Source organism: Flavobacterium jumunjinense (genome assembly GCF_021650975.2).
Taxonomy (GTDB): Bacteria; Bacteroidota; Bacteroidia; order Flavobacteriales; family Flavobacteriaceae; genus Flavobacterium; species Flavobacterium jumunjinense.
The window spans coordinates 1,685,672-1,699,063 of the sequence record NZ_CP091285.1 but is presented as its reverse complement, the minus strand read 5'-3'; the positions used below and the strand labels follow the sequence as shown (position 1 = coordinate 1,699,063).

Sequence of the window (13,392 nt, the reverse complement as noted above, 5' to 3'; positions counted from 1 at the left end):
TATTAATTATTTATGTCACACGAAGTACACGTATATACAGACGGAGCCGCAAAAGGTAATCCTGGACCATCTGGATATGGAGTAGTTATGGAAATGGTTGGAACTCCCTATAAAAAAGAGTTCTACGAAGGCTTTCGTTTGTCTACAAATAACCGAATGGAGTTATTAGCTGTTATTGTTGGTTTAGAAAAATTAAAGAATTCTAAAACAAAAGTATTGGTCGTTTCTGATTCTAAATATGTTGTTGATGCTGTTGAGAAGCGTTGGGTTTTTCAATGGGAAAAAATTTCATTTAAAAATAAAAAAAATCCTGATTTATGGCTTCGATTTCTTAAATCTTACCGTAAGCATCAGGTTGATTTTAAATGGGTAAAAGGACACAATAACCACCCTCAAAACGAAAGATGTGATGCATTAGCTGTTATGGCTTCTCAGCAAGAAAAACTTTCTATTGACACTTACTATGAAAACGAAGGACGATTATTAAAATAGAATTATCACTATTTCATTTCTTCATTTTTAAAATCACCTGTATATACATTAAGATCAAAAATGAATTACTCTAAAATATCTAACATTCCTTTACCCTAAGGAGAAATGAGTTTTTAAAATACATTCATTTTAAAACTATCAGATAATTTATTTAAAAACGTTTATTATTGGAATTTTATTACTCTCAACTTTTCCATAAAAAATTTTAATATTATTTTCTTTTAAATTATCAATAATTTCTTGCGGCAGTTTATTTTCAATATTTTTTTTAAGTTCATAAGTAATTGAGAATTCATACTTCTTTCCTTTCTTAAAATCATAAAATTTTGGAGAATAGAGACCTGAAATATTATCTTCTTCTAAATAAGGAATTGTTAAAGTATAGAATAACAATGTTTTTTCATTTGGGTAAACCACTTTCGATTGTTCAAAATAATTATGATAAGGATTATCATCAACTTCCTTAAAACCTATTTTTTTTAAAATATTCCATTTTTTTTTCTTTTTTATGAACTCGTAAGAAACATAATTATCAAGAGCTACAAAATCTTTAGGAATGGTAGCTCTTTGTATAAAAGGATTCATCTGTTCTATAATTTTTCCATCTTCATAAATATTTATATTTATACACGAATTTTCATAAAGATCTAGGTCATTAACAAAAAACAAATATTTATTTTTCGTAGTGTTAATAATTTCCATTCTTACAATATTTGTTGATAAATCTTTATCATTCGCAATAGTATCGTATTCTCTTTTATAAAAACTCAAAGAATCTGGATTAACACTATACTGCAATTCATTATTCTTTAACTTAAAAATTAAAGTTTCCTCATTTGATTTACATGAGAATAAGAATACAAATAAAACTAAATATAAAATCGTTTTCATAATTTATTTTTGAATATTGACAAAAAAAGTAGCTCTTGACTAAGTAAGTATAAAATTTTTATCACTTAAACTTATTCAGAAAATCTTCTTTATAGGTACTTGAAACTTCAATTTCAGTAGCATCTTGAAGTGTAATAAATCCATACAAATAAACGAATTATCGCTTCAAAGTAAAATGCCCCTTCACAGTTTTACCATTTTCTAAGGTTATTGCATACCAATAGTCTGAAGAAGGTAAAGGTTTGTCATTAAAAAAACCATCCCAACCTGTCCCAAGAGGACTTATTTGTTTTAATAATTTTCCATAACGATCAAAAATATAAATAATTGTTTTGGCATTCAATTGTTCGTTTACACCTTGAATATTCCAAGTATCATTATAACCATCACCGTTGGGGGTGAAAAATTTTGGCACACCTAAAACACTAATCTCTTTTGTAGCAATACCACAACCATAAATATCATTCACATAAACGGTATAAATCCCAGCTGGTAAATTAGCAAACACATTAGAGGATTGGTAAATGTTATTGTCTAAACTGTACTCATAATTACCTTCTCCAGATACTAAAACAAGAATAGAATTATTATCTGACAAATCAGTAACATGAATAGCATCTATAGTTGCAATATCGGAAGCGGTAACGATAATAGTTCTGGTTCTAGAACAGTTATTCATATTAGTTACTGTTACCGTATAATTACCTTCTGTATTTACTGTTAAAATGTAATGGTTTGCATTCGTTATTGGAGTAGTATTTAAATACCATTGATACGTATAATCATTCTGAGTAGTTGTATCGATTAATCCAGCATCTATATCAAGTGTAAAAGTAGTATTGTCACTACACACTAAACCATCACCTTGCAATTCTATTTCTGGAACAGGAAGCACTACAAAAGGAATCGTAGTTGTAGCAGCACAAGTTGTATTTATAGGATTAATTACTTCAACTGTCACGTTTTGTGTTCTTGTTATAAAAGGATTTGGCAATGGACTTGATAAAGCGATCCCATTTTCATCATAATAGCTAACTAGCATTCCAGCTTGTGTGCCTAAAATAGCACTTTGAAAACTACTAGTGTCAAAAGCATACAAACCATCTTGTAAACTTGGGTTCACTTCATCATCACAAACTGTTGTTAAGCTTATTGGTATGGCAAAAGCTTCTGGTAAATCGTCAACAGTGAAAGTAATAGTAGTTTCATAAAAACAAGCCGTTGAAGTAGTATTTGTTACTCTAGCAGTTAAAACTTGTGAAGATGTAACAAAAGGATTCGTCATAAGTATAGGATTACCCAAAGCATCAGAATAAGTCACTACAACATTACTTAATCCATTCAATAAATCACTTTCTAAATTGGCAGTATCAAAAGTATAAATACCATCTTGGTCATCATCACAATGCGTATAACTTTGTGGTTGTACAATTGGAATAGATTCTACAATCAATGTAATATGATGACCTAAACCTAAGCAATCATTATTGAGCTGACTATCAACTCTAACATAAATATCCTGAGTATTTGGGTAGCCAATATTGGTATAATTTGAAATGTCTACAATAGCATTTTGTTCGGCTAAAGCATCAGCAATATTGGGATAGTACGTTATATCTAATAATTGCCCACTTGGATATTGTGCTAAAATTTGTGCATTGACGCTACTAAAATCAAAAGTAGCAATGCCATCTGCATTAGAACCCGAAGCCATATCATCACAAACTGTAAACGTTTCTTGAATACTATTTGAAATTTGTGTGGTGGAAACTACTAAGTTTAATTGGGAAATACTATAACAAGAAGTAGCATTTGTTAGTCTTACATATACCACATCGGTACTTACCGTTTGATTCGTATAGGCTGTTGCATTAGTAATAGGGTTGTTATTGTTTTGTGCATCAACAAAAGACTCAAAATAGGCAATGGTTAATCCTGTTGTATTCCCAACGATTAAGTTTTCAGCTTCAGTGAGGTTAAAAGCACTAAAACCGTCATTGTCATCATCACATTGTTTTAAAGTAACTGGCGAATTAATTACAGGATTGGCATACACTTCAATTTCAAAAGAAGTGGTACCAATACAATTGGTATTCAAATTATTGCTGACTTGGACGTAAATAGTTTCAACTGCATTAGTGTTTACAAAGTTATTTGGATTTACAATTAGGTTTGTATAGCTCGCATCTGTATAATAATTTACTGTAAAAGCAGTAGCCGATTGCCCATTTAAAATAGCACTTTCATTTTGGATTAAATCAAACAGAATACGATTATCATTGTTTGTACCAAAACTAGTATCATCACATTGTCTAATCGCAGGAACAATAGTTAATGGAGTTGGAGTTTCAAAAACTTGAATATCAAAAGTAGTTATAGCGTTACAATTATTATTAACCAGATTATATACTTCAGCTACAATCGTCTGCGCTTGATAGGCTACTAGATTTTGATAACTTGTAGGTGTAGTAATTATTGTTTTATTAGTATAATCAGTTGCATTGGCATAATAACGCACACCGAACTCAGTTGGCAATTGTCCATTCAAAATGGCTGTTGTGTTTTGTGTTAAATCGAAAGTATAAAAACCATCGTTGTTATCATCACAGGCTAATAAGTTGGTAGGTTGTGTAGCCGTTGGAACAGCTGAAATGGTAATGTCCCTTGTATTACTACCACTACCTAATGCGGTAGTTACTTGTACCGAAACTGTATAATCTCCAGTAATGACATAACTATGAATGGGCGAAATATCTGTAGAGGTAGTTCCGTCACCAAAATCCCACAAGGCACTCAAAACAGGTTGACTACTATTAAATTGAAACTGGGTATTGTCCCCAACGCAACTGTTATCAAACTGAATGGCTGGAGTAAAGAAAAAAGAAGAAATAAAAGGGGGTAATCCTCTAAAACAATATCGACTACCTAAGTCTATTGAATTCATTTGTAAATTACATCCTGCATTCAAAGTATTTGGATTATTAATAACTCCCAATTTATTGGAAGTTAATTGACCAATATATATTTTACTATCTGGGCCTAATTGCAAAGCCATAGCTAATGGATTTGAACCTGAATATACAGGTAGAACAGTGCTAGGTATATTAGAAGCTGTCAAATCACATTGATATACAATAGTACTAGGCACCTCTTCTGTAAAATACAATACTTCACTATTAGGTGAAAACTCTAAACCATATAAAAAACTCCCTATAGGAGCACTATAAATTGTATTAGCATTGGAAAGAATCCCTGTCGAGGTATTAAAATCAAAAAGTTGAAGTATTCCATCATAATAATGGTTTAAAGCTAATTTACTACCATTTGGAGAAATTCTCATATAACCTATAGCATTATCAGTATTAATTGCAGATACATTTACTCCAATAGAAGTTAAAATTGGAGCAGCACTTAATCCACTATTTGTTAATAAATAGCTGTAGAATTTGTTATTATTCCAACCATGAGTTACCAACCAATAATCGGTATCATTTGCATGCTTAACAATAGATAACTTCTCACAAGATGGAGTATAAATCAATACATTCTTAGTGATAACAGCTCCATTGCCACCATCTAAAGTCATATCAACTATAGAATAACGAAAACCATTACCCCCCGCAAATGCATCTAAAGTGAAAACATAAAATAAAGTAACAGAACCTGGCATAGGCACTATAGTGGCAGATTGCGTACTAGACGGATCTCCCATTAAACCTGTACCGTTAGGCATTATACCATGGTATCTATTCCATACTGTAATTCCATCTGTATACAATAACAAATTCCCATTACTATCTGCAAGTGTTGCACACCCCTCTAAAGTACTTAATTGCCCATCAGTTAGCGTAGTAATAGTACCATTACTCTCAAATTTTATCCCTGCATTTTGTCCAAAATACCAAACACTCGCTTCTTGCTGAGAAAAAGCGAGTGTTGATAAAAATATGGCAAAATAAATAAGTTTATTCATTTTCAAACTATCAGATAATTTATTTAAAAACGTTTATTATTGGAATTTTATTACTCTCAACTTTTCCGTAAAAAATTTTAATATTATTTTCTTTTAAATTATCAATAATTTCTTGTGGTAGTTTATTTTCAATATTCTTTTTAAGTTCATAAGTAATTGAGAATTCATACTTCTTTCCATTCTTAAAACCATAAAATTTTGGAGAATAGAGACCCGAAAGATTATCTTCTTCTAAATAAGGAATTGTTAAAGTATACAACAATAATGTCTTTTCGTTAGGGTAAACCACTTTCGATTGTTCAAAATAATTATGATAAGGATTATCATCAACTTCCTTAAAACCTATTTTTTTTAAAATATTCCATTTTTTTTTCTTTTTTATGAACTCGTAAGAAACATAATTATCAAGAGCTACAAAATCTTTAGGAATGGTAGCTCTTTGTATAAAAGGATTCATCTGTTCTATAATTTTTCCATCTTCATAAATATTTATATTTATACACGAATTTTCATAAAGATCTAGGTCATTAACAAAAAACAAATATTTATTTTTCGTAGTGTTAATAATTTCCATTCTTACAATATTTGTTGATAAATCTTTATCATTCGCAATAGTATCGTATTCTCTTTTATAAAAACTCAAAGAATCTGGATTAACACTATACTGCAATTCATTATTCTTTAACTTAAAAATTAAAGTTTCCTCATTTGATTTACATGAGAATAAGAATACAAATAAAACTAAATATAAAATCGTTTTCATAATTTATTTTTGAATATTGACAAAAAAAGTAGCTCTTGACTAAGTAAGTATAAAATTTTTATCACTTAAACTTATTCAGAAAATCTTCTTTATAGGTACTTGAAACTTCAATTTCAGTAGCATCTTGAAGTGTAATAAATCCACCTTTGTTGTATGCTTTTACAAAATTTACGTTAATAATATGTGATTTATGCACGCGCATAAAAGGAAAAGGTAGAATTTCTGAAAAATGTTTTAAAAATCTACACACCATTTTCTTAGTTCCATCAACCAAGAAGATGTCGGTGAAGTTTCCATTCCCTTTCAGTCGTACAATATCTTTCATTAGTACCACTTCAAAACCTTCTAATGTAGGCAGAATAACTTGCTGCTTCTCCGGTTTTGTTTCTCTGAAATTTTCTACAATTATTTTGTTTCTGTCTAATAAATCATGATTCGCTAATTGCTGTTGCACTTTATTTACTGCAACAATCAACTCTTCGATGCTAATCGGTTTCAATAAATAATAGGCCGCACTTTGATTTAGGGCTTTCAAAGAATATTCTGAAAAAGCAGTTACAAAAATGGTTTCAAATTGTAACCCTTTACAGGCTTCTAATACATCGAAAGCATTCCCAAAAGGCATTTCGACATCTAAAAAGACCAATTGTGGAGTTACTTCGTGCAATAAAGGAACGGCTTCTTTAATATTTGCAGCTTCTCCTATTACCTCAACTTGTGGGCAATATTTTCTAAGGTAATTTTTCAACACTTCTCTTGCTGCGGTTTCATCTTCTACAATGACACTTTTAATTTTATGCAATCCTGTCATATCTTATCTAATAAAGGAATAGTAATTTCTACAATAGTTCCTGTTTGTGGTTTTTCTTTCTCAGCTATAGAAAATGTAATATTCATTTTATACAAATCGTTCAATAACTTTATTCTTTCTAATGTATTCGTTGTACCTCTTGATTGATGCACTTTCTGATTGACGGTTTTCAAAGCTTTACTTTGCGTTAAACCAATACCGTTATCATCAATTGTAATTTGAATTTTTTTATGCTGCAATTCGAACTTTAAAACCAAACTCCCTTTCTCTTCTTTATAACGCAATCCATGCCAAATAGCATTCTCTAAATGAGGTTGTAAAATCATATTCGGAATAAAAACAGCTTCACTATCTATTGCTTCATCTAAAATGATTTCATAATTAAACTTATCTTGAAAACGCAGGTGTTCTAAGTCCAAATATTTCTTTAATTGTTCCATTTCATTACTTAAACTAATGAAATCTTTATTCGAATTTTCCATCATGTTACGCATTAAATTAGAATAAGACGTTAAATATTTATTTGCCTCTAATTCTTTGTTTTCGGAAATAAATTGGTTCACACTATTCAAACTATTAAAAATGAAATGTGGATTCATTTCTCTTCGTAAAGATTGTAATGCTATTTTCTTGTTTTTTGTTTTTATGGAATATAATGCTTTTACAATTAACACAAGGAAGATGAAAAGCAAGACTAATGAACCAATTAAGAAATAATTAAACCTGTTTTTCTTAGTTATTAATTCATCCTTTAGTGCCTTTTCTTTTTCTAATTGTAGAATTTTCTTCTCAGAAATTTGAAATACTTTCTCATCAATTAACGAACTATCCGCGGCAATTATTTTATCGAAATTAGTTAAAAAATCATCATATAATAATATACTTTCTTTATCATTTCCGCTCGATTTATAATGTTCTAAAAGTAATTTTAAACTTGTTTTCACTTCTTTAGAAACTCCTTTTTCACTAGCTAAAGCATAAGCTTTCTTTAAAGAAATAATCGCTGCTTCTGGTTGGTTAGATTGAAAATAAATATCTGCTACTTGTTGTAGTTGCTTTATTTCCGTTTCAAAATCATTATTCTTATTTGCTTCTTCCAGAAGATTCAAATTAACAGTTAAGGCTTTGTCTAATTGATTGTCTTCTTTATAAACATCTGCAATTTTATTCTTAATCTTAATCGTTTCAACTTTATCATCTTTTACATAGTCTAAAGCTGTTTCATAACTTTCAATGGCTTCTTGAGCTTCTGCATTTGATAAATTAATTTCTGCTCTTTGAACATACGCTTTTGCAACTTCTTCTTTTACTTCTTTATTCTTATATTCTTTAGCTAATTTATCATTCGATTTTTCTTCTAAGAGTTGAATATTTGAATTTATATAATCCGATTGTGCTTTTGGATTACTTTGATTTCGCAAGCGATTGGCATCATTATAATTTAATCGTTGAGAAAGATCATCATCAGCAATTCGTCCAGCCTTATCATAACTTTGAATTGCAGGAATAGTTTTATTTTGTTTTTCTTGTACTTGAGCAATTGAACGTGTTACTCTAATTTTATCTTCAACTTTATTCAATTTCACAAAACCTTGTTCTGCCTTTTTGTAAAACGCTTCTGCTTTGGCAAAATCGCCTTTTTTTTGATATACTAATGCTAATTCTTCATAATTTTTTGCTGTTTTATAAGCATCGTTTGCATCTATAGATTGTTCTAATTTCCTTATAGAATTAGAAAAAACTGCTTTAGTCGTTTTCTTTTTAATAGAATCTTGCCCCCTTACAGACAAAGCCAGAAGAAGCATTAAAAAGGTGATATATAGGATTTTATTTTTTCGCATTTCTACTCTTTAATTATATACTGTAAAGATACTTTTTTTAAAATTCATTTTTAAACAAGTTCACCAAGTGAAAGGCTCGTTTCACCAAGTCTACAAAAAAGGGGTGAAATATCGAGCTACTTTTGAAGTAAGTAATAAACAAAAACATGAAAAATTTCACAATAACATTAAAAACATAAATTATGAAAACGAAACTTTTTTACATCAGTACATTATTAGCAACTACATTAACATTTGGAAGCTGCAATAATTCAAAGGCAGAAACGATAACTAATCCAGAAACAGCAGTTACAACATTGACAGAAAAACCAACTGCAGAAAACAAAATTCAGGTAGCTATTCTTTTAGACACATCGGGTAGTATGAATGGATTAATTGAACAAGCAAAATCGCGTTTATGGAATATCGTGAATACATTAACAACCTTGAAATATAAAGGCAAAACTCCTGAAATTGAAATAAGCTTATATGAATATGGAAATTCAGGTTTATCATCTGAATCAAATTACATTAGACAAATTTCACCGCTGTCAACTGATTTGGATTTAATTTCCGAAAAACTTTTCTCACTTAAAACGAATGGCGGTGAAGAATATTGTGGAGCTGTTATTCAAGATGCTGTTACCCAATTAAAATGGAAAGACGGAAACAAAAATATGAAATTGGTTTATATTGCAGGAAACGAACCTTTCAATCAAGGTAGTATTAATTATAAAGATGCTGTAAAAAACGCTCTAAATAATGACATCTATGTGAACACTATTTTTTGTGGTAATAACGAAGAAGGCATTCGTACGTTTTGGCAAGATGGTGCTATTACTGGAAATGGAAAATATTTCAATATTGATTCTAATCAACGTGTACAATATATCAACACGCCTTATGATGATCAAATTACAAAATGTAATGAAAGAATAAACACTACCTATATTAGTTATGGTAGAAAAGGAGCCGAAAAGAAAATGAATCAAGCAACGCAAGATGCTAATGCAGAAAGTGTTTCTAAAGCCAATTATGTAGAACGTTCTGTAAGCAAATCAAAACAAGTGTATAAAAATGACAGTTGGGATTTAGTAGATAAAATAAGTGAAAACGAAGAAGCGTTAGACGACATTGCAAAAGAAGAATTACCTTCGGAATTAAAAGATAAAAATAAAGCAGAAATTAAAGTTTATGTTGCTCAAAAATCGGCTGAAAGAGAAAAAATTCAGAAAGAAATAAGTGTTTTAGCAAAAAAGCGTCAGGAATATATTGACAACGAAATGAAAAAACAAAAAACACAAGACGATTTAGGAAACGCAATTGCATCCTCAATTGTTGCATTAGGAAAAAATAAAGGGTACACCGTAGAAAAATAATTACTACTTCTATTTATCTTTGATTGTAAAGCCGTCAACTAAAGTTGACAGCTTTACAATCAAACTTATACAAAACTTATACACTATACATAAAATTGCTCATCATGAAAAAAATAATAGTAGGATTCACACTATTCATAAGTGCTTCACTTTTTGCACAAAAACCTATTTTCACCACTGCAAAAGTAAATGCTGCCACGGTCTATGTTAATAGTGCTGAATTATTTCAATCCACATCGGTTAACCTTCCAAAAGGAACAAGTGAAATCATTATTAAAAACGTTGCCGATTATGTAAACGAAAGTACGGTTCAAATTAATGCACCAAAAAACATTACAGTATTATCAGTTCAATTTACCAAAAATTACATTTCAGAATATGAAATAGACGAAAGCAATCCAACCATTAAAAAAGTGAGAGATAGTATTGATTTTGTTAACAAAGAAATTAATAGAACATACAATCAACGCACATCCTATTCAAAAACTATTGAATTATTAGACAAAAATCAACAAATTTCTGGTGGAAACGCAAGTTTAAGTGTTGCCGAATTAATGAAACTTGTTGATTATTATAACACAAAAAGAACAGAGCTAAGCAACTTAGTAAACACCTATACAGAAAAGCAAAACCTATTAACGGAAAAATTAGAAAAACTTAAAGCTCGATTAGAGATTAATACTAAAAATGAAGAAAAAACTTCCAAAGGAAAATTGATTCTTCAAGTAATGAATGAATTAGCTGGAAATATAGATTTAGACATTAATTACCTAACACAAGGTGCTTCTTGGCAACCGTTCTATGATTTAAGAGCTGAAAATATTAGTAGCCCAATTGACATGTTATACAAAGGACAAGTGACACAAAACACAGGAATTGATTGGAAAAAAATAAAACTAACATTGTCTAGTGGCAATCCTAACCAAAGCAATGTGACTCCAATTTTAAGAGCATGGTTCTTGCGTTTTGGAAGTCTTAATCATGGATATTATAATAGAGGAGATTTAGCCTTAAACTATATTCAATCAAAATCTGCTGTCTATGACATAAAAGAAAAAGATAAATTAGCAAAAGAAGTAGCATCAATATCCGACTACACCACTATTTCAGAAAATCAATTAAATGTTACTTTTGACATTGACATTGCTTACGACATTTCCTCTAATGGTAAAGCGCATAGTGTTGTTTTAAAAGAAATTAAATTACCTGCTTCATACAAATATTATGCTGTGCCAAAAATGGAAAAAGAAGCATTCTTATTAGCTGAAATAAACGATTATTCAAAATTTAATCTATTACCAGGAGAAGCAAACATCATTTTTGAAGGCACCTATGTAGGAAAAACATTCATTAATGCTAATGCTACAGCAGACACCTTAAACTTAAGCATGGGTAGAGACAAGAAGATTTCTATTAAACGAGAAAAAGTAGTTGATAAATCCGGTACTAAATTTTTATCTTCCTATAAAGAACAAGTATTTACTTATGATCTTATCGTAAGAAACAATAAAAAAGAAAGTATTAATATGATATTAAAAGATCAATATCCAATTAGTACAGATAAAGACATCACCATTGAACTTTTAGACAAAGACAAGGCAAGTGCTAATGAAGAGACAGGTGTTTTAACTTGGAAAATTGATTTAAAACCCAATGAAACGAAAAAATTCAGGATTAGCTACAAAGTGAAATATCCGAAAGATAAAACAATCGAAAATCTATAATACTACAGAGCCTTGTCTTCAGAAACAAGGCTCTTTTTATTTTGATTATTTATGCTTTATAAAAAAAGAAGTATTTTTAACGAACAAACAAAAAACATTTTTACCATGAAAACTATCGTAGTAGTACTCTTTACGAGTCTTTTTTCTTTTTCACAAACCATAGACTTACAGTCTTTTGCTTCTGGATTTACAGAACCTGTAGAAATTGCTCACGCAGGAGATTCTCGCTTATTTGTAGCCGAAAAAGGAGGTCTTATTAAAATTTTAAACACAAATGGAAGCGTTAATGCAACTCCGTTTTTAGATGTTTCTACTCTTACAAATGCTGGAGGAGAAAGAGGATTGCTAGGTCTTGCTTTTCATCCTGATTTTGCAACAAATGGTTACTTTTTTATTAACTACACTAATTCTAGCAACAATACTGTAATTGCTCGATATATTGTGAGTTCCAATCCTGATGTTGCTACTTCAACTGGAGTGGTACTAATGACGATTAACCAACCTTATAGCAACCATAATGGTGGGTGTCTTAAATTTGGTACTGACGGGTTTTTGTATATAGGTATGGGAGATGGCGGAAGCGGTGGAGACCCACAAGGTTATTCTCAAAACCTAACTATAGATAGCGGAAACCCAACTCGAGTTTTTCTAGGTAAAATGCTTCGAATTGATGTAAATGTTGCTACAACGCCATACTATTCAATACCTGCAACAAACCCTTATGTTGGACAAACAGGAAAAGAAGAAATTTGGGCTATTGGTTTACGTAATCCTTGGAAATTCACATTTAATAAAAACAATGGTGATTTATGGATTGCAGATGTTGGACAAAATAGTATTGAAGAAATTAATAAAACTGTAGCTCCTTTAACTCCTGGTTTAAACTTTGGTTGGAGATGTTATGAAGGGAATTCAACCTATAATACTTCTGGTTGTGTGCCAATGAGCAGTTTAACAATGCCTTTTGCAGAATATGATCATAGCGGAGGAAATTGTTCTGTTACTGGTGGCTATGTATATACGGGTACAACGTATCCTAATTTTCAAAACAAGTATTTTTTTGCTGATTATTGTGTAAATAGAATTGGTTATGTAGACGTTACAAATGGAAGCACAACATATACCTCTAATTTTTCTGGAAATGCATATTATACCACTTTTGGAGAAGATATAAGCGGAGAATTATACATTGCGGCTTCTGCCAACGGAACAATTTATAAAATTATCGATACGTCTTTAAATAGTCCTGATTTTGAGAGTAACGGTTTCTCACTTTATCCAAATCCTACTTCAAGTAGTTTTACTATTTCTAATTCTACTACAGTTTTAATTAGAGAAATTCAATTATTTGATGTTACTGGAAAATTAGTTTTAACAAAAGACATTTCAGAAAATAAAACAATACATACTTCTTCCCTTTCAAAAGGAATTTACACAGTTACTCTTTTGGATAACAACAACAAACGTTATAATTCGAAACTTGTAATTCAATAAACAAAATTTAAGAAACAACAAAAGGTCGTTCAATTTTCACTGAAC

General features: G+C 30.3%; 9 protein-coding genes. 4 read left to right on the top strand and 5 right to left on the bottom strand.

What is annotated here, in order from left to right; genetic code table 11:
- The first annotated feature begins 12 nt into the window (after window positions 1–12).
- Window positions 13–492 (top strand): ribonuclease HI, encoded by a 480-nt coding sequence (locus L2Z92_RS07585; protein ID WP_236458221.1) that lies wholly within the window; start codon window positions 13–15, stop codon window positions 490–492.
- A 147-nt stretch (window positions 493–639) separates the two neighbouring features.
- Here L2Z92_RS07585 and L2Z92_RS07580 read toward each other — a convergent pair whose 3' ends face one another.
- The 5 genes from L2Z92_RS07580 to L2Z92_RS07560 form a co-directional block, all read right to left on the bottom strand.
- A complete protein-coding gene (locus tag L2Z92_RS07580) occupies window positions 640–1,383 on the bottom strand; it encodes a hypothetical protein (protein WP_236458220.1) in 744 nt (247 codons plus the stop codon).
- A 157-nt stretch (window positions 1,384–1,540) separates the two neighbouring features.
- Entirely contained in the window at window positions 1,541–5,356 is a 3,816-nt protein-coding gene (locus L2Z92_RS07575; protein ID WP_236458219.1) for a T9SS type B sorting domain-containing protein, read from the bottom strand.
- Window positions 5,357–5,375: 19 nt separating this feature from the next.
- Window positions 5,376–6,119: a hypothetical protein gene (locus L2Z92_RS07570; protein WP_236458218.1), complete on the bottom strand. Its 744-nt coding sequence runs from the start codon at window positions 6,117–6,119 to the stop codon at window positions 5,376–5,378.
- A 61-nt stretch (window positions 6,120–6,180) separates the two neighbouring features.
- The gene (locus tag L2Z92_RS07565) at window positions 6,181–6,921 is read right to left on the bottom strand and encodes a LytR/AlgR family response regulator transcription factor (protein ID WP_264554490.1); all 741 of its coding nucleotides are present in this window, start codon (window positions 6,919–6,921) and stop codon (window positions 6,181–6,183) included.
- Between the two features lie 5 nt (window positions 6,922–6,926).
- Window positions 6,927–8,771 (bottom strand): tetratricopeptide repeat-containing sensor histidine kinase, encoded by a 1,845-nt coding sequence (locus tag L2Z92_RS07560; RefSeq protein WP_236458216.1) that lies wholly within the window; start codon window positions 8,769–8,771, stop codon window positions 6,927–6,929.
- Window positions 8,772–8,953: 182 nt separating this feature from the next.
- Here L2Z92_RS07560 and L2Z92_RS07555 point away from each other — a divergent pair, with 182 nt between their 5' ends.
- From L2Z92_RS07555 to L2Z92_RS07545, 3 genes are all read left to right on the top strand, one after another.
- The gene (locus L2Z92_RS07555) at window positions 8,954–10,129 is read left to right on the top strand and encodes a vWA domain-containing protein (RefSeq protein ID WP_236458215.1); all 1,176 of its coding nucleotides are present in this window, start codon (window positions 8,954–8,956) and stop codon (window positions 10,127–10,129) included.
- A gap of 104 nt (window positions 10,130–10,233) precedes the next feature.
- Window positions 10,234–11,853 (top strand): DUF4139 domain-containing protein, encoded by a 1,620-nt coding sequence (locus L2Z92_RS07550; RefSeq protein ID WP_236458214.1) that lies wholly within the window; start codon window positions 10,234–10,236, stop codon window positions 11,851–11,853.
- A gap of 105 nt (window positions 11,854–11,958) precedes the next feature.
- Window positions 11,959–13,347 (top strand): PQQ-dependent sugar dehydrogenase, encoded by a 1,389-nt coding sequence (locus L2Z92_RS07545; RefSeq protein ID WP_236458213.1) that lies wholly within the window; start codon window positions 11,959–11,961, stop codon window positions 13,345–13,347.
- Window positions 13,348–13,392: the final 45 nt, after the last annotated feature.